This is a genomic window from Bacteroidota bacterium (assembly GCA_016706865.1).
Lineage (GTDB): Bacteria > Bacteroidota > Bacteroidia > Chitinophagales > BACL12 > UBA7236.
Genome location: JADJIS010000002.1, coordinates 1436101 through 1459829, shown reverse-complemented (window position 1 = coordinate 1459829; position 23729 = coordinate 1436101). Strand labels below are relative to the sequence as shown.

The window sequence follows — 23729 nt, the reverse complement described above, 5'->3', positions numbered from 1 at the left end:
AAGGGCTGCATCAGTCGGCTTAAATATCCCTAGTGTTTGCCACCCCGAGCGAAAAAGGCGCCACACCTAAATTGGAAATTATTCTACCGAATTATTAATTAATTTCATATTAAAATATTAATTTTTTCCTGATGGTGGCGCTGATTTTCGCTCAATTCTTTTATCATTTGAAAATTTGATTAATTGTGGCTGCACACAAGGGATATTAAAGCCACCTGATGAGGCCCGGTGACAACCCTGAACGAATTCATTCCATTGAAAATTTATTAAATATCACTCGAAAAGCCATAGGAAATAATTTATTTTTAATTAGAAATTAAAATTTTATTTCAACGAAAACCTCTTCGTGTAACCTTTGTGTTCTTTGTGCCTTAGTGGCCTAAAAAAATATCAATAGGAAATTAAGATTTTATTCCAACGAAATCTTCTTCGTGTACCTTTGTGTTCTTTGTCCCTTCGTGGCCTAAAAAATCACCAATAGGAATTATAATTTTAATTCCCCCTAAAATCTCTTCCCGCTTACTTATCGAACTTTCCGACTTACCGGCTAATTAATTTACGCTAATGTTATTCCAAATCATCCTTCTTAACTTCAAACCTTCTCCCTTTCCTCACCAAAATAAAAAACACGACCCAACCGATTATTGCAAGCGGATAGGTAATGATATAATTCATTTTTTCAGAATTCTTAAATAGAATACAACTTGATATTGCAGTAATACAAATTAATAGAAAAATAAATGCCAACTTATTTTTGATTAAAAGTTTTTTCATTTAATTTGACTGCAATTTAATTGCATCTGGTTTTGTGAGGATATTATGAAGTAAAACTGCAAGGAGAGCACCAATTATTGGGGCGGTAAGGTATATCCATAAATGCGAGAATTCTCCTGAAATTAAAGCTGGGGAAAATGATCTGGCGGGATTCATGGATGCGCCGGAAATTGGTCCGGCAAACATGGCATCCAATAGAACAGTGGAACCAATTGCAAGTCCGGCGAACATGCCTTGTTCTTTAGAACCATGTGCAACATTAATTATTACAAACATTAAAAAGAAGGTGAGAATAATTTCCAAAACGAAACTTTGCAAATCAGTTCCTGAAGGAAGTGTGGTTCCCAATAAAATATTTTCGGGAAAAAGAAATTTTAAAATTAATGAAGCGAGTACGGCCCCACCAACCTGCGCAATTATATATTGTGATAATTGATCGAGTGGAAATTTTTTTGCAGCAGTAAATGCAATTGTCACCGCAGGATTAAAATGCGCACCGGAAATATTTCCGACAGCATATATCATTACCATAACAATTAATCCGAAAGTAATTGCAATTCCTGCATGAGAAATAACACCGCTTTGTTCGTTGATAATTATTGCACCCGTACCACAAAATACCAAAGCAAAAGTGCCAATAAATTCAGCAAGATATCGTTTCATTTATTAAAGATTTCTGTCCTGAATAAATTGTTTAACCGAAGCTTTTATCTGATCTCTTACGACACGTGTTCTTTCCAACTTTTCTTCCTGTGTACCTGTAAAAGAGGAAGGATCATCAAACTCCCAACCTATACGTGTTGTAATTCCCGGAAATACAGGACAACGTTCTGAATTATGTGCGTCGCAAACTGTTACTACATAATTAAATAATTTTCCATCCTTATACATTCCAAAAACATCTTTTGTCGGATTGTTTGAAATATCAATTCCATCCTCCTGCATCACTGCAATTGCAAGAGGATTTAATTTTCCGGGTTCCAATCCTGCACTTTCCACTTCAAAGGCAGAACCTCCAAATTTTTTCAAATAAGCTTCCGCCATCTGGCTCCTTGCACTATTGTGCACACATAGAAATAAAACTTTTATTGGTGACATTTTTTTTTGAGTTTTTCTTATAAATTAATACAATCGTAATATTACGCTAATATTTGTACAATCATTTCAGCAGCATTTATTTGTCTGAACCGGCGTTTTCAAAAGCGCCACGAGGTAATGCTGTGCCTGTTCCCAGACGATTTCATCAATACAATAACAAATTTTGGCCCCATCGATGGTTCCCTTGATCAAACCTGCATTTTTTAGTTCCTTAAGGTGCTGCGAAACAGTGGATTGTGATAAGGGCATTTCTTCCACAATATCCCCGCAATAACAAGTTTGTTTTTTCAGCAATAGCTGAAGAATGGCAATACGAGCAGGATGCGCCAATGCCTTGGCAAATTGGGCAATCTTGTTTTCCCGTATGGTAAAATCTTCAATTTTGGCTAATCCCATGGTTGTAATTATATCGCAATGATACGATAAATTTGGTAGACCTGCCAGGTTAAAAAATGTAGACCTACCAGGTTTCCCAAACCTGGAAGTTCAGCAGGGTGTGATCTAAGTTAAGCGTAAGATGAAATTTTTTACTCCATCCCGAAAATCAGACCTCACAGGTTAAAAAAACCTGGTAGGTCGATTTTCTAACCTGGAAGGTCGGCAGGATGTAATCTAAGTTTATGGCAAAATGAAGCTTCTTGATCTCCATCACGAAAATCAGACCTGCCAGGTTAAAAAATGTAGACCTTCAAGGTTTCCCAAACCTGGAAGGTCGGCAGGACTTAATCTAAGTTTAGCGTAAGATGAAATTTTTTCACTGCAACCCGAAAATCAGACCTGCCAGGTTAAAAAAAACCTGGAAGGTCGATTTTCTAACCTGGAAGGTCGGCAAGATGAGATCTAAATTTATGGCAAAATGAAGCTTCTTGATCTCCATCCCGAAAATCAGACCTCACAGGTTAAAAAAAACCTGGTAGGTCGATTTTCTAACCTGCGAGGTGAAAGTTCCAAAAGATGTTAGGTCTAGGGTTTTAATTAATTTTACCTTTCTAAAATTATAAGTTCATAGCATCCGTTTATTATTGGTCTAGAGGTGAAACACAAAATGATGAAATTATTTAAGAATATAAGATATAAAATAGCGAGTCTTTTTTTATTGTTCAGAATTCATGGAGATGTATCGGGGCAAATGACCGCGTCGGGAAATTTTGATCCGGAGATCAATTATTATCGTCAGGTGGATACTGTTGGTCAGTTGCCTCAAAATCCGATTCTGTTTATTGGAAGTTCGTCGATAAAAAACTGGATCAAATTGGATAGTGCTTTTGTTGGGTATCCAATTTTAAATCGGGGATTTGGCGGTTCTACTTTTGAGGATGTAATAAATTATGCCGATGATGTGATATTAAAATACGATCCAAAACAGATCGTAATTTATTGTGGTGAAAATGATTTTGCTGCGGTTGATACAATATCCCCCGAAATTGTTTTCTCGCGGTTTGTGAATTTAATTTCTGTCATCAGAAATAAATATACAGATGTTCCCATTATATATATTTCTTTGAAACCGAGCCCCTCCAAAATAAATATGATGCATAAAATTATTGCATTTAATACTATGGTTGCAGTTTATTCAGCACAACAAAGTAATATCACCTTTGCAAATATTTATTCGCGAATGCTTACTCCCGATGGACGGCCGGATACTACTTATTTTTATGATGATAAATTACATATGAATGAGAAGGGATATGGGGTTTGGAATGAGATAGTACGCCCGCTATTAGTGGAATGAGTTGTAATCCCGATTAATATTTTCTGCGATCGAAAAAGTAAACCCCGGGTAGGGGTGACATTATTATAGTACAACCTTCAATAGTAAAGGAATTTAACCCCGGAAAGGGGTGGCATTATATCCCATAACACAAAATACGTAATTGATTTGCAAAAACGATATTTTAAAAACACTACATTAAATATAATTTGTTTTAGTAGATGTGCTTATTTATTGGGTGGGATATAATGCCACCCCTAACCGGGGTTACCGTGATTTCTCATTTACTTTTTTCTAAAATAATGCCACCCCTACCCGGGGTTAGCGTAGAATTTTTCATTGAAATTTTTCTATAATAATGTCCCTACTAATCAGGGTTCCAGGTTTATTTTTTAGGCGGAGAATTTACAATTGCAAGGACATTTTAGGTCAAAAAAAAAACTGCCCCCAAATGGAAGCAGCTTTTAAAAATGAATAATTTATCTCCCTTATCTCGCAATAATCAGTTGCTGCACACTCACCACATTATTCTCCTTCACAAACTGCACAAAATACATTCCTTCTGCATAATTTGTCAGATCTAATGTTGCATTTGTTTGGCCGGAAAATTCGCCGGTGAGTTGGCCGGTAATATCGAATATTCGGATAGTTGTTTTATTGTCAAGATTTAAAACATTAAATAATCCTGAACCAGGATTGGGAATAATTTCGGGAGCAATAATTTCTTCTGTTCCTAAACGTGCAGGTGTGCTGAAATTTTTGCTTTTGGAATATTTAGTTCCACCCGGACAAGTATAACTCACTTTTAATTTATAAGCAGTTGCCGGAGTTAGTCCTGCAAGGGTAACATTACTTGTTGCAACCATGGAATTTGTCCATGCGCCGCCTGCAGCTGGTCTGTATTGTACTTTATAACTTCCAACACCTTCATCAATCCAATCGAAACTTGCAGTTGTTGAGCTTAATCCGGTTATTGAGATGGATGGAAGTGGTCCGCATACAGAACTTACGGTTACGGTCGCTAAACGTGTACAACCTATGGCATCTGTAACCGTTACAGAATAACTTCCTGCCATTAACGAAGAAATATCCTCTGTAGTTGCAGCATTACTCCATGCATAACTAAAAGGAGCATTTCCACCGGTTACTGTAAGATCGATCGCTCCATTATTTAAACCAAAATTTGCATTAGTAACAGAAGTGGAAAGTTCAAAATCACCACATGCATCAACAACATGATAAATTTCTCCGCCGGATAAAGAAGCGCAATAAATTTCTCCATCAGCACCTTCTCCAAATGTTGAAATATCATCTTGTGTAAATGGTTCTTTCACTGATGTCCATCCACCTACTCCGTTGGAAACTGTGGTCCACCAATTACCAGAAACATAATCACAGAAAATATAATATCCAACCATACCTGGATATTGAGTTCCGCGATAAACATAACCACCCGTAATTGCATATCCTCCTAAAGCAAAAGTGTGATTATAAACATAAATCGGGAAATCGTATGAACCTGCACCGGCACAACCTGCACCATCATAAACCGCATTTCCTTCATAACATCTCCAGCCCCAATTTTCTCCACCTGTTGATGATGCCGGTTGAAAATTAACTTCTTCCCATGCACCTTGTCCAACATCTCCGATCCAAAGATCACCTGTTTCTCTATCGAAAGAAAAACGCCATGGATTTCTTAAACCATATTGCCAAATTTCATCATCACCGGTAATACCTATAAAAGGATTTGTGGCAGGATTTGTATATGGAAGTGAGCTGACATCAATACGCAACATCTTACCTAATTTTTGATCAGTGATATCCTGTGCACGATTGCCCGGATCTCCACCACTTCCGCCATCACCGGTACCGATATATAAATATCCATCAGGTCCGAATTCCAAATTTCCACCATTGTGATTTGTAAATGGTTGAACGATGGTCATAATTATGACCTCACTCGCAACATCCGCAATATTTGGATTTACAGCATTGCGCGTATATCTTGCAACAACAGTATTTCCTGTTCCTGTATTATTGGTATAATTCACATAAAAGTATCCGTTCGCAGCATAATTAGGGTCAAAAGCTAATCCTAAAAGCCCTTGCTCTCCACCGGATGATTTTACTTTCGCATCAATATCCATAAATAAAGAGCTGGTTCCATCGGTATTTAAAATTCTGATATAACCGGTGCGCTCCACAATGAAAAGTCTTGAATCGCCTGCATTTGCAATGTCAACAGGGGAATTAAAACCAGGTGAAGGCACTAGTTCGAGGTCAATGTGTGGATGTTCCACAACCTGCGCATTCACAGAGATGTGAGCGCAAAGTGCAATAGCTGTAAGTGCGCATAATTTTCGTAAATTCATTTGCATAAAATTGTCTTTTAAAGTGAGTTAAATGTCGTGTGGGAGTCAGGAGCTAAAATATTATTTCGATACGAAAATAGAAAAATATATTAGTAAACAAGTATTTTGGTAAATTATTTATTTCTTAACGAATTTGTATATCATTTCACCGGACTCACTCTTGAATTTAATAATGTAAATACCCGCTGCAATATCTGCAATTTCCATGAAGCCATTTATTTCTGCAACCTGTGATTTAACAATTCTACCATTTATATCAGAAACTGAAATTAAATTCATTTCTGTTAATCCATTATAATAAATTATATCATTAGCAGGATTAGGATAAATAATAATAGAATTTTCAACATCTCCTCCATCATTTTTTAGTGGAAGAGTGGTGAAATTTCCATTTGTTGTAAAAATTCCCGGAGCTCCGGGACATTTATTTTTTATTTTAAAGGTATAATTTGTGGAAGGAATTAAACCACTGATATTAATATTGGAAACAGGGGTATTAATTTGAGTAAAAGAACCGGGACCTACAGGTTTATAAAAAATTCTATATCCAACCGAACCAACATCATCCCAATTAATATTTACGGAATTTGTGGATGGAGTGGAAATAATTCCAGTGGCCGGACCGCATAAATTATCGACAGTTGTGGTTAATAATTTTGAACATCCGATATTATCATTAACAATTACATTATATTCACCGGCAAATAAAGAAGAAATATCTTCCGTGGTAGAACCGTTGCTCCAATTGAATGTAAAGGGTGATTGCCCACCCGACAAAATAAGATCTACAGCGCCATTATTAATAGTAGATGCAGATGCATCTGTAATTGCAGCAGATAAATTAAAACTTTCGCAGTTATCAATTATTTTATAAATATTTCCGGTTTGATTTACACAGGCAAATAATTCACCATTTACATCTTCACCAAAAGAAGTGATATGGTCAACTACATATCCATAGAATTCTGTTGTCCAAAATCCGGAAGCATTTTCTTCCATGGTCCAAAAATTTCCACTCACATAATCACAGAAAATATATTTTCCATAAAGATCCGGAAATTCTGATCCGCGATAAACAAATCCTCCGGTTATTGCAAATCCTCCCGAATCTATATCATGCGGATAAACAAAAACCGGAAAATCAAAATCCGCGATTATAGTATCACAAAGAGGACCGGGCCGCAACATATTTCCTTCATAACATTTCCATCCGAAATTAAAAAATTCGGCGGTGTCGGACTTAATTACATTAATTTCTTCCCAACTTTCAGAACCTACATCTGCAAGAAACAGATCACCGGTTAAACGATCAAAATTGCATCGCCATGGATTTCGCAAACCAATTGCCCATATCTCATCATCACCCGGAATTCCAACATAAGGATTATCGGATGGGATTGTATAAGGTGTTCCTCCATCAACATCCAAACGCAAAATTTTTCCGAATTTATTATCGATGATCTGTTGGGATCTGTTATGTCCTGCCCCACCACCATCACCCATAAAAATGTATAAATAGCCATCCGGCCCGAAATTGAGATCACCCCCATTGTGATTGGCCGCCGGTTGATCCAAAAATATCAAATTCAACTCAGAAAATGGATCCGCAACATCCGGATCGGCACCACTCACTGAAAATCGCGAAATATGGGTATCTCCCAACAAATCGGTATAATTCACATAAAAATAGCCGTTTGTGGCATATTCAGGGTGAAAAACCAGTCCCAGTAAGCCCTGCTCACCTCCTTCTGATCCCACGTTTGAGGTAATATCTAAAAAAGTAGTTACAGAACTGTCGGGAAACAATATTTTGATCTTCCCGGTCCGTTCAACTATGAATAATCGATCGTCGCCTGCGTGAACAATATCAACCGGCTCGGTAAAGCCTGCTGCGATCAAAACAGCACCGGGCTTTGGTTGCGCCTTACAATACAAAAGGAATACAGAGCACAAAAGTGTAAAGTAAATACGCATATTTTGTGGATTTATGTTGTAAATAGAGCTGAAATTTAGCAAAAATCAAAGTTTTACAAAACTTAAACACAGATACCAAGCAAACTCAAAATTCGTTTTATAACTTTACTTGATGTTTATGAAGGATAGATTACTGATCTTGGGAATTGTTTGTTTTATTTTGGCTTCCTGCGAAACTGCCGAAAATATACAGGACGGACAAACGGCATATAATCTTAAAAAATATGCACTTGCAACAGAATTATTACAAAAAGATTTTGCTAAAGCCGAATTACCGGATGAAAAAGGAAGAATAGCTTTTCAGATAGGGGAAAGTTATGAATATAATAATAATTATAAAAGTGCAGCAGAATGGTATTATAAAGCTTCCGATCTGAATTATGGAAGTGATGCAATTTTGCGATATGCATATATGTTGAAAGCGCAGGAAAAATACATTGATGCAATTAAAGAATTTGAAAAATATTTAAATGAAGAACCCTATCGCCGTCCGGAGATAACAATTGAGTTAAATGCCAGTAAACAAGCTTTAACATGGATGTCGAATCAAAATGACGAGTATGAACGTGATACTTATGTAACCAATCTCACAGCATTAAATTCAGCTGATGCGGATTTTAATCCTGTATTATATAAACAGGATCAAGTGCTGATAACATCATCAAGAACTGCATCGAGTGGTGAAAAAACGGATACATGGACGAATGATAAATTTTATGACCTATTTATTTCACAAATTAAGGATATAAATACATTTACTGCCCCCGAAAAATTTGAAGGACCGTTTAATTCGGAATACAATGATGGAACTCCTGCCTTTAATAAAGATTTTACGGAAGTTTATTTTACAAGGTGCGGAAGTGGGGATAAAAAAATAGATGATTATTGCGGAATTTATTTAAGCACAGCATTACCTAATGGCGGATGGAGCGAACCTATAGCACTTCCATTTTTTGAGGATACAATGAATATCGGCACACCTTGTTTATCGCCGGATGGTGAAACTTTATTTTTTGCTGCTACTAATTTAGATGGTTTTGGTGGAAGTGATATTTATACAAGTAAACGCAACGACGCAGGTTGGGATGCGGCAGTTAATGCAGGACAAGTAGTTAATACAGATGGCAACGAAGTTTTTCCTTATTTTGATACAGAGGGAAACTTTTATTTTTCGAGTGATAAACAGCCGGGAATTGGCGGATTGGATCTTTTTTCTGCATCATGGAAAAATGGAAAATTCAGCAATATTAAAAATCTAGAATATCCCATTAATAGCGGTGCTGATGATTTTGGATTGATCATGTTGAATAAAAATAAGTTTAAGAACAGCGATACATTAATGGCGGGTTATTTCTCCTCGAACAGAACAGGTGGAGAAGGTGATGACGATATTTATCAATTTGTAAAAACAAAGAAAAAGTTGCGCCCTGCGGTATATGTTTTAAATGGAATGGTTAAACAAAAAGTGTATGAAGATTCCATGGATGTGAACAGCAGAGTTTTGGATACCATCGTATTAAATAAATCGATTGCCACACTTGCATATCCCGATTTGCTTACCTTATTGGGAAAATTTAACATTGCTGAGGATGGTAAATTTTCAGTGCAGGTGGACTCCATGAAGGAATATAAAATTACGGGAATGAAAGATGGTTTTTTTAATAATACCACTTTTATCTCCACAAAAAATTTACGTGGAAAAGCGGGAGATACTGTTCAATTATATGCTGAAGTAGTATTGGATAAAATTCCGGTTGCAACAGCAGAAAAGGGCGGAGAAATAAAACTAAAAAATATTTATTACGATTATAATGATTCATCACTCAGAGCAGAATCTTTTCCCGAACTGGATAAATTAGTAAAACTGTTGAGCGAGAATCCCGGTATTAATATTCAAATAAATTCACACACCGATACCCGTGGTAATGATAAATACAATGAGAAATTAAGTAGAGGAAGAGCGAACAGTGTTGTAGAATACCTGATAGAAAAAGGAATTGATAAATCCCGATTATCGTCAAAAGGTTTTGGTGAAAGTACTCCAAGCACATTAACTTCAGAAGAAGTTTTGCCAAGCGCCAAAACAGCACCAAAGGGCACTGTTTTAAATGATGCCTTTATCAATACTTTTAAAAGTAACAAGGAGGATTTTGAATTTCTGCATCAGTTAAATCGTCGCACAACATTTAATGTTACAAGTGCAACAATTAATATTCAATCGGAGGATGCGGATACGATAGAAATTGATAAGGCTCCTGATGGGGTTAGGGATCCGGATGATAAAAAAGTAGAGTTCTGAGTTCTGGGTTCTGGGTTCTGCGTTCTGGGTTCTGAGTTCTGGGTTCTGACATGTAGTAGATCTCCTGCGTCGATCACTACATGTTTCGGTTCTGAGTGTTCCATCCCATGAGTGTCCCCACAGTGTTACCCGAAGGGAACTCTGTGGATTCGGAGCTGTTAGTTCTGAAAAAGTGAGAGCCTCAAGTCGCTTCGTTATCCGAAAACTTACTCCCTTTCGGCGATCGATATTTTTGAAAAGGCATTTTTAGAAGGTTGCCAATTCTCGAATTTTCCTCCGGCTGCATATGCGTATCAATTCCATATATTAGTTTATCGGGATCCAGTATTTTAAATGTTCCAAAAATTCGATCCCAAATAGAAAATATATTTCCATAATTAGAATCCGTATAAGGCTGAACATAATGATGATGTACCTTGTGCATATTTGGTGACACAATTATAAAACTCATTGTTTTATCAAACCATTTTGGGAGCGAAATATTTGCGTGATTAAATTGCGACAATATAACAGAAATCGATTGATACATAAATACCATCCATATCGGTGCTCCGATTATAAATACTGCCAACAACGTAAAGCCAAATCGGAAAACACTTTCCCCGGGGTGATGCCGGTTTGCTGTGGTTGTATCAATTTGTTGATCTGCATGATGAATGAGATGAAATTTCCACATCCATTTAATTTTATGCTGAATAAAATGAATGAAATAAGCGGAGATAAGATCCATCAATAACAAACCTGTAATAATTGTAAATATTAATGGCAGGTTAAGCATATATAATATACCAAATTTATGTAAGGTTACCCAATCAGACGTTTTCACGATTAAGAATGCTAGTGCAAAATTTACAATTATAGTAGTGATGGTAAAAAATATATTGACCCCCGCATGTTTAATTTTTTTATATTCTAAATGTAATAAAGGAATTAAATATTCCAATCCATAAAAAAACAACAATCCTCCCCATAAAATTATGGTCCGATGAAGATCGGGGATGGTGGCGAAGTAGTTGATGACGGATTCCATTGCGGAGGATTAATTTGTAAAATTAATAAATTCATGAGAATAGAAGAGTGGGCAGTGGGCAGTGGGCAGTAGCAGTGGGCAGTAGCAGTGGGCAGTAGCAGTGGGCAGTTTGTATCATTGGTAACCTTTGCTCCGGGTTTGAAATTAGTGTAATTCAAAACTTTATTAATCATTAAATGAGTAATGAGTAATGAGTAATGAGTTTGACCCACGAAAGTTGTTTAATTTATCTTCGCCACTGATAATAATCTAAGTTACAAATTTTAAAACTTATATTAATTTTCCAAACAAAATTAATCCAGTCCTATTTTCAATTTCCAATGTCCTATGTCAGTCCTATTTCCTACATCCTATTTCCTACTTCCTATTTCCTACTTCCTACTTCCTTCTTCCTATTTCCCCTTAAGGAATTTCTTCACAGTTTTATTGAAACGTTTATTTTCTTCAATAAATGGGAAGTGCCCGGATTTTTCGAATATGATGAAGGTAGAATTGGGAAGTGCATCTTTAATTTTTTGATCAGCTTCAGGAACTACAATATCGCAACTGCCATGAATTATTAATACCGGCACATCTTTTAAAGCGGATAATTTTGGATAATAATTATAGCCTTTCATATCGGGCATTAGACCGGCAAGGGAAAGTGATGCCACCAAATAATTATCCGGTAAATGTGGATCAAATTTTTGCATTTTTGTTGTATCACAAAAAACTTGTTTGAACGATAACATCATCAATGCATTTACTATTGCCATATCCCCCTTTTGGAATCCGGGTGAAGCAATTAATTGAGCGCGTTTTAAACTATCGGCACTTGTGGTTTTTTCTATTCCAACCTGATTGGATTGCATTGCCAATTTACTGCTCAATGGAATGGGACTGCAATAAATAATGGATTTTAATTTATCGGGATGATCTATTGCGTATTGAGTTACAGGTAATGCACCCCAGGAATGACAAAGAATATTTATTTTTTCAATTCCAAACGCAATCCTTATCGCTTCTATATCCTCTGAAAATGTTTTCAGCGTCATATATGCTTTAACATTTAAAGCTGATTGTCCTGCAGAACGCTGATCGTAAAATATTAATTGATATTTTTTTGCAAGGGATTCTAAATGCGGAAAGAAATAGTTGTGGTTGAGTCCCGGGCCACCATGAACGATCAGAAGTGGTTCTCCCTCACCTATTACTTTAAAATAGAGCTGAGTGCCATTTATGTCTTTAAGACCTTCAAAAGAAACCTTTTGACTGAAAGCATAAATATTCGAAAGTATAAATACTACAAGTAAAACTGGATAACGCAATTTCATAAAAAACCTCCTTGTTTTTGGACAAGGAGGTAAAATTAAGATATCCTTTAACTTAAACCAATTCACTTTGTTGAACAAGATCAGGCTTTTCTTTTAGAATGGCATTTATTCCTCCCTTCACATTGATCACATTTTTAATTCCTTCTCTTTTAAGGATAGAACAAGCCATCATACTTCTGTAACCTCCGGCGCAATAAATAATATATTTATTCTTCGGATCAATAGATACATCAATTTGACCTTGTAATTCGTTTAAAGGAATATGGTGGGCTTCCAATACTTTGTTTTTTACAACTTCAGATGGTCGACGCACATCCAATAATGCATATTTACCGGTATCCATCAATTCTGCCATTTCATCAACCGTAATATTTTTAATATTTTCAGTTTTGTTTTTTTCAGCTTTCCACTGGTCAATTCCACCTTTTAAATATCCCAACACATTCTCGTATCCAATACGGGCAAGACGTGTTATTGTTTCTTCTTCCTTGCCGGTTTCTGTGATCAATATCAACGGTTTATTAAATTCAAGGAGAGTTCCAGCCCATAACGCAAACTCACCATTTAATCCAATATTAATTGATGCGGGAATAAAAGCTTTAGCAAAATCTTCGCTATTTCTTGTATCTAACAAAATGGCACCATCTGCAGATTCTATCATTAACTCTTCACAACTGTATGGTTTTAATGAACGTTCCAACACTTTTTCGAAAGTATCATAACCAACAACATTAATTTTCGCATCCTTAAAAAAATAAGCCGGAACAGCAGGCTGATCCTGAATTACCTTTTTAATAAATGTTTCTTTATCCTCAATTTTCAATGCATAATTAGTTTCTTTTTGAATTGCCATAGTGGAAGATGTTTCCGTGGAAAGATTTTTTCCGCATGCACTTCCGGCTCCATGTCCCGGATATACAATGGTATTATCAGGCAATACTTTTATTTTTTTATTCAGCGATTCTAATAACATTCCTGCAAGTACTTCAGCATCCAGATTTCCACTTAACAGATCAGGACGACCAACATCACCAATAAATAAAGTATCACCGGTAAATACACTGTTCACCTGATTTTTTTCATCAAATAAAAGGAAACAACTTGATTCCACGGTATGCCCTGGAGTATGCAATAACATTACCTTAATTTTTCCAAGATCAATAACATCATAATCTTTTAAAATTGCTGCAGGATAATCAGGCTGAGCACCAGGTCCATACACTATTACAGCACCGGTTTTACGTGCAAGCTCCAAATGTCCTGAAACAAAATCAGCATGAAAATGCGTTTCCAACACAAATCTGATTTTTGCATTTCGCGATTCTGCAAGTTCAATATATGGTTCCGGATCACGAAGCGGATCTATGATCAACGCCTCACCCTCACTCTCAATATAATACGCTGCCTGTGCAAGACAGTTGGTATAAATTTGTTGGATATACATAATATTTGGATTTATTTTATTTAATAATTATAGTGTTCCTCTCTTTCTTTGCTCTTCTTCTATACTTTCAAACAAAGCCTGGAAATTTCCTTTGCCAAATGATTTTGCGCCACAGCGTTCAATAATTTCGAAAAACATGGTAGGTCTATCTTCTACAGGTTTTGTGAATATCTGCAATAAATATCCTTCTTCATCTCTGTCCACCATTATTCCCAGACTTTTTAATACCGCAAGGTCTTCTTTTATCTCTCCTACTCTATTTTTAACAGTATCATAATAGGTTCCCGGTACAAATAAAAATTCCACGCCGCGTTTGCGCAATTCACTTACTGTAAAAACAATATCATTAGTTGCAACTGCAATATGCTGACAACCTTCTCCCTCATAAAAATCGAGATATTCCTCAACCTGCGATTTCTTTTTTCCTTGTGCTGGTTCATTGATCGGAAATTTAATGCGCATATTTCCATTTACCATTACCTTGCTCATAAGCGCTGTATATTCCGTTGATATATCTTTGTCATCAAAGGTTATCAAATTCGTGAATCCCAATACTTTTTCATAAAAACCTGCCCAGTAATTCATTCTTCCCAAACCAACATTCCCAACACAATGATCCACGTATTCCAGTCCTATCGGAGTTGGATCATACTCGCTTTCCCATTTCACAAAACCAGGTAAAAAAACTCCTTTATAATTTTTTCTATCAACAAATAAGTGCACAACTTCACCATAGGTTTTTATTCCGGAAATTTGCACCGTTCCATTTTCATCATTTTTTGAGAAAGGAAATATAAATGGTTCCGCACCTCGCTGAATGGTTTGATCAAAAGAATATTGTGCATCATCCACCATAAATGCAATTGCTTTAACTCCATCCCCATGTTTTTTTACATGATCTGCAATTAATGAATTGGAATTATAAGGGGTAGTTAACACCAGTGTAATTTTACCTTGTCGTAAAACATAACTTGCACATTCCTTATTCCCGGTTTCCAAGCCTGAATAGGCAAGCGATTGAAATCCAAATGCCGTTTTATAAAAATGCGCCGACTGTTTTGCATTACCTACATATAATTCTATAAAATCAGTACCCATCAAAGGAAGAAAATCTTGAGATACAGCTTCAATTTGTTTTTTTTCAATATCTTTTTTCTCTAATAATAAATGTTCCATATTAAAAATTTAAGTTTAAAATATAATTCAAGGCACCATTCTCAATTGTCAATTGTCAATTGCTTATCCGCCCAGGACAAATAATAGTCATCCACCTCCAATTCAACTGCTGCCTGCGTTATCATAACCGGCTTAAAAGGATCTATCATTACTGCTAATTCCTGTGTTTCTTTTTTTCCAATACTTCTTTCAATTGCACCCGGATGCGGACCATGCGGAATTCCTGCAGGATGTAAAGTAAATTGTCCGGGTTTAATATTATTTCTACTCATGAAATTTCCTTCCACATAATATAATAATTCATCGGAATCGATATTGCTGTGGTGATAAGGTGCAGGAATTGCCTGCGGATGATAATCATACATACGCGGAACAAAAGAACACACCACAAAATTATTTCCTTCAAAATTCTGGTGTATTGGCGGAGGCATATGAATGCGACCGGTGAGAGGTTCGAAATTATGAATATTAAATGCGTAAGGATAATGATATCCATCCCATCCAATTACATCAAATGGATGATTTGCATAGGTATAAGGAAATATCTGACCTTTCTTTTTTATCATGATCTCAAATTCTCCTTCCTGATCAATAGTAATTAAATTTTCAGGACGTTTAATATCGCGTTCACAAAAAGGTGAATGTTCCAATAACTGTCCGAACTCATTTCTATATCTTTTTGGTGTAACTATTGGACTAAAAGATTCGATAAATAATAATCTGTTATCGGTAGTTTCAAATTCCAATTTATATACGGTTCCTCTGGGAATAATTAAATAATCGTGTGCTTCAAAAACAACTTCGCCATACATGGTTGATAATATTCCTTCTCCTTGATGAACAAATATCAGTTCATCCGCATCAGCATTTTTAAAAAAATAATCGGAAGTCTGTGCGGGTGATGCCAGACCAATATGGAGATCATTATTTACAAATAATACTTTTCGACTTTGTATATAATCATCTTCCGAAGGAATTTCAAAACCATTAAAACCCAACATCTGCATGTTATTTTCAATGGCAATTTTGGGTTGCACACTAAATGGTTTTTCGGTTTTAATTACTCTTGTTGGGGGATAAATATGGTAAACAAGAGATGATAAACTGCTGAATCCCTGGGTGCCAACAAGTTCTTCATTATACAGTCTACCTTCAGGATTACGGAAAACGATATGGCGTTTGGATGGGATCTTTCCCAGTTGTTGGTATAGAGGCATAGCAGTTGGTTTATATGCAAATTTCAATTTTTGTGCATGTGGGAAAGGTGACGAAGGTCAATGTGTGAGGTGATATTTACCTCGAAATTGCCTTGGCAATTTCGAGGCAAACTTAAAGGTGATGTTTCAACATCAAAATGAACCTATGAATGCTAAGCAATAATTAAAGTATAGTTCCAACAAGAATTTCTTGGAGCAACTCCGCGGCTTGTGGTAATATAATATTCAATGGAATATTATTTTATCATTCCAGCTAAAAAAAATTCAATTTATATTCGGGAGTTTTCGATATGCCGGTAAATAAGATTAATTCCGGATTAATAACTACTCGCCCAACTGCAATTGGTTAAAAACCACAACCATGTGCCGAAACACAACCATTGCGTAATACTCAAATAGTTTATCAACGCAAAATACTAATTCTGCAGTAATATTTTTTACTGTTAATTTCGGTGGTGATGGTATACAATCCGGATGGAAGATCACTAAGATCAACGGAACCTGAATTTGCATGGACAGATCGTGTTGCAGCTAAATTTCCGGCATTATTATAAACCCATAAAGTAATTTTATCTGTTAAATCCGGTATTTCAAATTGAACAATACCGGAAGAAACAGTAGGATAGATATTAAATTGGGTAGGATCGAATTCTACAATATCAACTCCATCATTATCTGTAATATCAACAATAATATCAGGAATGGTGAATGCAGAATAAATAGTATCTCCTGTAATAATACTACATTCTATGGTTCCAATATGCAAACCCTCATAAAATGGATCATCGAAAATAAATACATCAACTAATCTTGCAATTAATGCACTGTCGCCTCTGAATTTGTGAGAAACTAATGTTCCATGCCCCTTACCAAGATCCAATTGATCATCAGGTTGAAGATTAATAGTAACCGTTGACAATGGTATACTTGATAAAACAACATTAAAAAATAAAATACTATCGCCTTCAGTTCCTGCCAGTGAAGTGGTATCTTCTATCACAATACCCGGCTCAAGATCGTTATCAAATATTACTACCTCAAATGGATCTAAGGAGAATGCAGCATAATCAACATCAGTAGTAATTATTTCAAAACTAACTTCCCCCGAATGTGTTCCCTCAAAGATCAAATCATCATATGCTTTCACAATAGCAATATGTGGATTCAATGCAGTTCCATTTGGTGGAAATACCAATTGGTATAATTCTCCCGGAGCCCCTGCCAGTCGCAGTTGCAGATTAGGGATCACATTTATAAAAACAGTATCCGTTGGAACGGAAGCTAAATGAATTTCAACGGGAATTTCTCCATCACCTTCCGTAACTTCTAAAGTTGCAGGAATAGAAAGATGAATTTCCGATGCGCTGTCATTATCAATTATTGTATAAATTATATCATCAATTAATAGATCATTATAATTTGTATCCAAAGTATTAATGGTAAATTGAATTAATCCGGAATGTGTACCTTCAAATTCCGTATCATCATATGCGCGAATGCTAACTCCTTCAAAATTTAAGCTCGATGCATTTGGAGCAAATATTAATTCCACAGCTTCGCCTGGAATTCCGGTGATACGCATTTGAACATCAGGATCAACAGTTATTTTTACGGTATCGGAAGGAATAGATTTTAATGCAAAAAGCAGATCAACTCCGGTAAGTCCTTCCGTTAAAAAAGTATCTAAATTAATTACTGCATTTATCCCCGGAACACTATCATTATCATAAATAACATAAGTAAGATCTGGGATAATAAATCCTGAATAAACAATATCGTCGGAAGTAATTGTATAATGAACAGTACCACTATGCAATCCTTCATAAATTGCATCATCTGCAGCACGTATATTTACTCCATCCAAACTCAGACTGGATGCATTTGGTGGAAAAATTAAATTCACTGCTTCACCGGGAATTCCGGTAATACGCATTTGATCATCGGGATCTATTGTAATGATAACGGTGTCGGTTGGAATGGAATTCATAGAAAATAATAATTCAACACCGGTTAGTCCTTCGGTTAAAAAGGTATCTGCATCCACAATATAATTTATACCGGGCATAAGATCATTATCTTCAATTAAATATTGCAAGTCGTTTATTACCAATTCGTCAAATCCTGATCCTACTGCATCGATCAAAAAGGTGATATTTCCATAATGCCAATCTTCAAAAATGTCGTCATCTACAGGTTTTACCTTTATTTCTTGTGGCAAAAGTGCCATTGGATAAGGAGCGAATTTAAGTGTGACAGGAACTCCCGCACCAAGCCCGAGATTTAATTGAGCATCGGGAATAGCAGTTAATGAAACGGTATCCGCCGGTATACTATCAAGGGCAAAAGTAAGTGATGAATAAATTGCGGTGAAATTTTCTTTTAATGTATCCGGAGTGGAAACAACCACAAATTCAGGTATAGTATCATCTGCCGGTAAAAGCAAAACGAAATTTCTTGCTGAAAACTTGTTGGTTGGAGCCGAAAAAAGGATAAAAGGCAATAAAATGAGCAGTATAAAAAAGAGGACCACCCGCCAATGGATCTTCATCTTCCTGAAAAATGTCATGAGGTTTTGATTATAGCTTAAAGATAGAGGTGTTCCCATTGGTTTATTACGTGTTTTTAGCAAAGTTCATGATTTTTCGTGTGAATCACCTCATCTGATTAGTAAAGCATTAAAATAAGGAACGATAATTGTGGTTTTATGACATTTGCTTTACATAAAATATCTAATTTTACACAGGGAAAATCCGTTAAACAGCTATGCAAATTAAGATTCGAATATTGCTTTTGTCATTTCTATGCTATTTTGTAACAGCACAAAGTTTTGCTCAGACGCAAACTATTGAGCAGGAAGAGAAGGATGCAGAAGCAGAAGATTTTTCTGAAAAAAAATGGAAGGATAAAATTATTGTGGGTGGAAACGTAAGTGCACAATTTGGCAATGCCACTTTTATAGAAATTTCGCCATTGGTGGGGTATAGAATTACAGAAGACCTTACTTCAGGAGTAGGATTCACCTATCAATATTTAAGTGAAAATTATAATGTTTACAATTTCTACGATTATAAGGCAACTGTAATGGGTGCCCGCATATTTTCTCAATACGATCTGATATTCGGAATTTTCGCACATGCCGAATATGAATATTCATGGTACAAATTCACTTTTGAAGATGTAACTCTCGGAGAATATACCGGTGCTGTTCCTGCTCTTTTTGTCGGTGCAGGATATAATTATCAGATAAGTAATAATGCACGTTTTCAGATCATGGCATTATATGATGTGCTGCATTCTGCGGAATCAATTTATATTAATCCCTGGTCGATACGGATGGGGTTTAATATAGGGTTATAAGTTCTGACATGTAGTAGATCTCCTTCGTCGATCACTACATGTTTCGGTTCTGGGTTAGCAAAAGTTTACAGGGTTGAGTTCCGATTAACATTTTTTATTTTTTGATTGTTATTTATTATTTCTTTGGGTTTACAAAAGTTCCAGCGTTAGTTTCCGATAAACATTCTAATACGTCGTAGTTTTTTCACCAACCACAGTATGGCGAAGGTGAAAACATCATGCAAAAATCAATCTTAATAAAGTCTTAATGGAGTTACAAGAATTTTATATTGATAATAAGTTGTTGAATTAAAACAAAATAAATTATTTCAAATCAAAAACACCAATAACCCCCGGCTTTAGCCGGAGGGATGCAAATGGTACGAGAAGCAGGGCTTTAGCCCAAAAGGAGCATCAATGATAAAATTTAATCTAAATGAACAACTGGAACTAAAGCACACCTCCATCAAACATTACTGTTTAATTCAAAATACTCATTTGGGCTAAAGCCCATTTCGGGGGCCGTGCATTCCCACCGGCTAAAGCCGGGGGTTATTATTTTTTCATGGATTTAATTGTTATACAAAGCGGTTGCGTTTTTCAACCACCACAGCATGGTGCTGTAAAATAATCATGTAGAAACCGACCTCATTTAATTCGACTGTTTATTTGTTACAACCTTCTATTAATTAAAAACTCTCTAATTAACCTATACTACTACTGTGCATTCGTGGCTACATATTTAACCTACAACACGGATGAAAAAAAGCCACGAATTCACGAATTTTAAAATTCGCAAACTCGTGGCTTGATTATTTTTTTAATATTAATTACACATCCAAATTCGCATATTTAGCATGAGCTTCAATAAATTCTCTGCGCGGTGGAACTTCATCTCCCATTAACATAGAAAATACATGATCAGCTTCTACTGCGGAGTCGATAGTTACCTGACGCAATGTTCTTGTTTCGGGATTCATTGTTGTTTCCCAAAGTTGTTCTGCGTTCATCTCTCCCAAACCCTTATATCGTTGAACGTGAACTGAACTTTCGTTTCCACCTTTTGCAAATTCTGCAGTGGTGGCCTTTCTTTCTTCATCATTCCAGCAATAACGTTGTTCCTTTCCTTTTTTAACAAGGTATAAAGGAGGTGTTGCAATATAGATATATCCTTCCTTCACCAATTCAAAACATTTTCTAAAAAAGAAAGTGAGTATAAGAGTCGTAATATGACTTCCATCCACATCGGCATCCGTCATGATAATGATCTTGTGATAACGAAGTTTTGCTGTATCTAAAGTTTTATCTTCAGCCGGCATAACACCCAAAGCCGTAAAAATATTTTTTATCTCCTCGTTGTCAAAAATTTTGTAATCCAATGCTTTTTCCACGTTGAGAATTTTTCCTCTCAATGGTAAGATGGCTTGAAATCCTCTGTTCCTGCCCTGTTTTGCAGTTCCACCGGCGCTGTCTCCCTCTACAAGGTATAATTCGCATTTGGAAGCATCTTTTTCCTGACAATCGGCAAGTTTTCCAGGTAATCCACCACCGCCAAACGCACTTTTGCGCTGAACAAGTTCACGGGCTTTTCTTGCTGCAATTCTTGCCTGCGCGGCGAGAATTACTTTACCAATAATAAGTTTTGCCTGTTTTGGATTTTCCTCCAGATAATTATTCAGCATTTCGCCGGAAATAATATCTACAATACCCATTACCTCATTATTACCTAATTTGGTTTTGGTTTGGCCTTCAAATTGTGGTTCCGGAACTTTTATGGAGATCAAAGCAGTAAGTCCTTCCCGGAAATCATCGCCGGAAATTTCCACTTTCGCTTTTTCAAACATATTTTCTTTATCGCCATAAGCTTTAAAGGTTCTTGTAAGAGCGCGACGGAAACCTGCAACGTGGGTTCCTCCTTCAATGGTATTGATATTATTCACGTAAGAATGGATATTCTCACTATAAGAATCGTTGTATTGCAAAGCGATTTCCACCATCACATTATCTTTTCCTCCTTCTGCATAAATTGGAAAAGGAATGATGGAAGTGCGACTTTCATCCAGAAATTTAACAAATTCCACTAATCCACCCTGACTCAAAAAAGTATCCGTTCTGAATTTGCCTTCTTCATCTGCTTCACGCTCATCGGTTAAAGTGAGACTGATTCCTTTATTTAGATAAGCCAATTCGCGTATTCTCGATAATAATGTATCGTATTTAAATTCCGTTACGGTAAAAATAGTATCATCCGGTTGGAAAGTAACATAGGTTCCATGAACATCGGAATCACCTGTTTCTTTTACAGGATAAAGTGGTTTTCCAATTTCATATTCCTGCATGAACATTTTACCATTGCGGTGAACTTCTACGGTAAGATGTTTGGAAAGTGCATTAACGCAACTCACACCCACACCGTGTAATCCTCCGGAAACCTTATATGTGTCTTTATCGAATTTTCCACCGGCGTGCAATACGGTCATTACAACCTCTAAAGCAGATCTTTTTTCCTTTTTATGTATCTCGGTAGGTATTCCTCTTCCGTCGTCTTTTACACGAATAATATTACCGGGTAAGATGGTAACATCGATTATGCGACAGTAACCCGCGAGGGCCTCATCAATAGAGTTATCCACTACCTCATATACCAAATGATGTAGACCCTTAAATCCGGTATCACCAATATACATGGCAGGACGCTTTCTAACGGCTTCCAGACCTTCTAATACTTGTATGTTCTCGGCTGTGTAATTGGAGTGATCTTGTGCTAAAATTTCTTCTTTTTCCATAAATCGTTCTACCTCTTTTTCAGGCGTAAATTTTACTGTTTTGCTTGCGAAGTTGTATTTTAAATTTGAATATGCAAATATACGACTTAAATACTGAAAAATGTAGTGTTTTTAAGTATTTCAGGCGATTATTTATGCACGAAATTTCAACAAAAATTGAGAATTGATAATTGACAATTGATAATTGGGGCTTTGTGGTGGAATTGAACTTTAATTCACGGGTGAAATGGAGGATTTATTTCAGAAAATCGTACTAAGAGGCAAGGAGAATAATATTACGGCCAAGTAGGCGCAACTCATTACTCATTACTCATTTCTCATTCAATGCCCTGATCCGTTGCCTCTTTTGCTTTTAATGTATTCAATTACGAATAGTCCCCCTACTGCGAGAACATAACATACTACCACCAAAGCAACAAAAAATTGAGAACTCATAGATTTACATTTATAGCTACAAAGGTAAAGAAATGAAGTAATTATAAAAAGGCAGCAGCAGATTTCTTCACAAACTGTTAACAAAACAGCTGTAAAAAAAAGTAAACGGTATCATTTTTGCCTCTTATCTTCGTAAAAAAATTCAACCTAATTATTAAAATCACGTATGAAAAAAATCAGTTTAATTTTCGTTTTGTTCCTGAGTGTGGGTTTATTCGCACAAAAAGCTTCTGATATTGAAATACCCTATTTTCCAATAGATGAAGAAACAAAATTAGTAACCTATACAGATGTTATACAGGTTCCCGGTGTTTTGAAGGATTCGCTTTATGATGTAGCACTTGCCTGGATGAAGATCTACTATAAATCGCCAAGCCAGGTGATAAAAAGTCAAAGTAAAGAGGAGGGAATGATAGATATTCGGCACCAGTTTTATGTTACCCGCAAGGATAAAAATCAGGAAGTGAAAGCAGGTTTGATCAATTACTACCTTACACTTCAGTTTCGGGATGGACGATTTAAATACACCATCACAAAAGTGAATTTAGAGGGTAATTCTTACTTTGGAATAGAAAAATGGCTTACTGAAGATGCATATAAAAAAGATGAGAACATACCGGGATATTTGACACAGATAGATAAATTCATGATGGATCTGATCGCATCAATGGAATCGGAAGTGAGACCGGTAGCTCCAAAAAAGGAAGAGGACTGGTAAATAACTAATTTATAAGGATCATTTCTATCCTGACAAAAAC

General features: G+C 36.1%; 17 protein-coding genes. 4 read left to right on the top strand and 13 right to left on the bottom strand.

Annotation, left to right across the window (positions count from 1 at the left end; translation table 11 throughout):
- Positions 1–567: 567 nt before the first annotated feature.
- The 4 genes from IPI31_09100 to IPI31_09085 form a co-directional block, all read right to left on the bottom strand.
- On the bottom strand, positions 568–774 hold the full coding sequence (locus IPI31_09100; protein MBK7567969.1) for a hypothetical protein: 207 nt from the start codon (positions 772–774) through the stop codon (positions 568–570).
- Complete coding sequence (locus IPI31_09095) at positions 775–1437, bottom strand: MIP family channel protein (GenBank protein ID MBK7567968.1); 663 nt, start codon at positions 1435–1437, stop codon at positions 775–777. It lies immediately after the preceding gene.
- A 3-nt stretch (positions 1438–1440) separates the two neighbouring features.
- Positions 1441–1872: an arsenate reductase ArsC gene (locus tag IPI31_09090; GenBank protein MBK7567967.1), complete on the bottom strand. Its 432-nt coding sequence runs from the start codon at positions 1870–1872 to the stop codon at positions 1441–1443.
- Positions 1873–1938: 66 nt separating this feature from the next.
- Positions 1939–2268, bottom strand: a complete 330-nt coding sequence (locus IPI31_09085; GenBank protein MBK7567966.1) for a winged helix-turn-helix transcriptional regulator — start codon at positions 2266–2268, stop codon at positions 1939–1941.
- A gap of 652 nt (positions 2269–2920) precedes the next feature.
- Here IPI31_09085 and IPI31_09080 point away from each other — a divergent pair.
- Complete coding sequence (locus tag IPI31_09080) at positions 2921–3607, top strand: G-D-S-L family lipolytic protein (protein MBK7567965.1); 687 nt, start codon at positions 2921–2923, stop codon at positions 3605–3607.
- Between the two features lie 467 nt (positions 3608–4074).
- On the opposite strand, the gene IPI31_09075 is transcribed toward IPI31_09080, so the two are convergent.
- Together IPI31_09075 and IPI31_09070 are read right to left on the bottom strand one after the other, a co-directional pair.
- Positions 4075–5961 (bottom strand): PQQ-dependent sugar dehydrogenase, encoded by a 1887-nt coding sequence (locus IPI31_09075; protein MBK7567964.1) that lies wholly within the window; start codon positions 5959–5961, stop codon positions 4075–4077.
- A gap of 117 nt (positions 5962–6078) precedes the next feature.
- The gene (locus tag IPI31_09070; GenBank protein MBK7567963.1) at positions 6079–7935 is read right to left on the bottom strand and encodes a PQQ-dependent sugar dehydrogenase; all 1857 of its coding nucleotides are present in this window, start codon (positions 7933–7935) and stop codon (positions 6079–6081) included.
- Between the two features lie 118 nt (positions 7936–8053).
- Between IPI31_09070 and IPI31_09065 the strand changes: the two genes are divergently transcribed.
- Positions 8054–10234 carry an OmpA family protein gene (locus IPI31_09065; GenBank protein MBK7567962.1) on the top strand — a complete coding sequence of 727 codons (2181 nt, stop codon included), beginning with the start codon at positions 8054–8056 and terminating at the stop codon, positions 10232–10234.
- A gap of 181 nt (positions 10235–10415) precedes the next feature.
- Here the strand turns inward: IPI31_09065 and IPI31_09060 are convergent, their stop codons facing one another.
- The 6 genes from IPI31_09060 to IPI31_09035 form a co-directional block, all read right to left on the bottom strand.
- Positions 10416–11264: a sterol desaturase family protein gene (locus tag IPI31_09060; protein MBK7567961.1), complete on the bottom strand. Its 849-nt coding sequence runs from the start codon at positions 11262–11264 to the stop codon at positions 10416–10418.
- Positions 11265–11656: 392 nt separating this feature from the next.
- The gene (locus IPI31_09055) at positions 11657–12577 is read right to left on the bottom strand and encodes an alpha/beta fold hydrolase (protein ID MBK7567960.1); all 921 of its coding nucleotides are present in this window, start codon (positions 12575–12577) and stop codon (positions 11657–11659) included.
- A 52-nt stretch (positions 12578–12629) separates the two neighbouring features.
- Positions 12630–14021 carry an MBL fold metallo-hydrolase gene (locus tag IPI31_09050; GenBank protein ID MBK7567959.1) on the bottom strand — a complete coding sequence of 464 codons (1392 nt, stop codon included), beginning with the start codon at positions 14019–14021 and terminating at the stop codon, positions 12630–12632.
- A gap of 27 nt (positions 14022–14048) precedes the next feature.
- Positions 14049–15197, bottom strand: coding sequence for a 4-hydroxyphenylpyruvate dioxygenase (gene hppD, locus IPI31_09045; protein MBK7567958.1), 1149 nt, complete (start codon positions 15195–15197; stop codon positions 14049–14051).
- 41 nt (positions 15198–15238) lie between these two features.
- Entirely contained in the window at positions 15239–16414 is a 1176-nt protein-coding gene (locus IPI31_09040; GenBank protein ID MBK7567957.1) for a homogentisate 1,2-dioxygenase, read from the bottom strand.
- Between the two features lie 403 nt (positions 16415–16817).
- Entirely contained in the window at positions 16818–18857 is a 2040-nt protein-coding gene (locus tag IPI31_09035) for a T9SS type A sorting domain-containing protein (GenBank protein MBK7567956.1), read from the bottom strand.
- A gap of 320 nt (positions 18858–19177) precedes the next feature.
- On the opposite strand from IPI31_09035, the gene IPI31_09030 reads away from it, so the two are divergent.
- Positions 19178–19771 carry a hypothetical protein gene (locus IPI31_09030; GenBank protein MBK7567955.1) on the top strand — a complete coding sequence of 198 codons (594 nt, stop codon included), beginning with the start codon at positions 19178–19180 and terminating at the stop codon, positions 19769–19771.
- 809 nt (positions 19772–20580) lie between these two features.
- On the opposite strand, the gene gyrB is transcribed toward IPI31_09030, so the two are convergent.
- Entirely contained in the window at positions 20581–22536 is a 1956-nt protein-coding gene (gene gyrB, locus IPI31_09025; GenBank protein MBK7567954.1) for a DNA topoisomerase (ATP-hydrolyzing) subunit B, read from the bottom strand.
- A 601-nt stretch (positions 22537–23137) separates the two neighbouring features.
- On the opposite strand from gyrB, the gene IPI31_09020 reads away from it, so the two are divergent.
- Positions 23138–23689, top strand: coding sequence for a DUF4468 domain-containing protein (locus IPI31_09020; GenBank protein ID MBK7567953.1), 552 nt, complete (start codon positions 23138–23140; stop codon positions 23687–23689).
- Positions 23690–23729: the final 40 nt, after the last annotated feature.

What these genes read in the sequence shown, in the direction of transcription:
- IPI31_09095 (MBK7567968.1), bottom strand. Translation starts at nt 1,437, where the DNA reads ATGAAACGATATCTTGCTGAATTTATTGGCACTTTTGCTTTGGTATTT.
- IPI31_09030 (MBK7567955.1), top strand. Translation starts at nt 19,178, where the DNA reads ATGCAAATTAAGATTCGAATATTGCTTTTGTCATTTCTATGCTATTTT.
- gyrB (MBK7567954.1), bottom strand. Translation starts at nt 22,536, where the DNA reads ATGGAAAAAGAAGAAATTTTAGCACAAGATCACTCCAATTACACAGCC.
- IPI31_09020 (MBK7567953.1), top strand. Translation starts at nt 23,138, where the DNA reads ATGAAAAAAATCAGTTTAATTTTCGTTTTGTTCCTGAGTGTGGGTTTA.
- IPI31_09085 (MBK7567966.1), bottom strand. Translation starts at nt 2,268, where the DNA reads ATGGGATTAGCCAAAATTGAAGATTTTACCATACGGGAAAACAAGATT.
- IPI31_09065 (MBK7567962.1), top strand. Translation starts at nt 8,054, where the DNA reads ATGAAGGATAGATTACTGATCTTGGGAATTGTTTGTTTTATTTTGGCT.
- IPI31_09075 (MBK7567964.1), bottom strand. Translation starts at nt 5,961, where the DNA reads ATGAATTTACGAAAATTATGCGCACTTACAGCTATTGCACTTTGCGCT.
- IPI31_09100 (MBK7567969.1), bottom strand. Translation starts at nt 774, where the DNA reads ATGAAAAAACTTTTAATCAAAAATAAGTTGGCATTTATTTTTCTATTA.
- IPI31_09040 (MBK7567957.1), bottom strand. Translation starts at nt 16,414, where the DNA reads ATGCCTCTATACCAACAACTGGGAAAGATCCCATCCAAACGCCATATC.
- IPI31_09090 (MBK7567967.1), bottom strand. Translation starts at nt 1,872, where the DNA reads ATGTCACCAATAAAAGTTTTATTTCTATGTGTGCACAATAGTGCAAGG.
- IPI31_09050 (MBK7567959.1), bottom strand. Translation starts at nt 14,021, where the DNA reads ATGTATATCCAACAAATTTATACCAACTGTCTTGCACAGGCAGCGTAT.
- IPI31_09055 (MBK7567960.1), bottom strand. Translation starts at nt 12,577, where the DNA reads ATGAAATTGCGTTATCCAGTTTTACTTGTAGTATTTATACTTTCGAAT.
- IPI31_09060 (MBK7567961.1), bottom strand. Translation starts at nt 11,264, where the DNA reads ATGGAATCCGTCATCAACTACTTCGCCACCATCCCCGATCTTCATCGG.
- IPI31_09080 (MBK7567965.1), top strand. Translation starts at nt 2,921, where the DNA reads ATGAAATTATTTAAGAATATAAGATATAAAATAGCGAGTCTTTTTTTA.
- hppD (MBK7567958.1), bottom strand. Translation starts at nt 15,197, where the DNA reads ATGGAACATTTATTATTAGAGAAAAAAGATATTGAAAAAAAACAAATT.
- IPI31_09070 (MBK7567963.1), bottom strand. Translation starts at nt 7,935, where the DNA reads ATGCGTATTTACTTTACACTTTTGTGCTCTGTATTCCTTTTGTATTGT.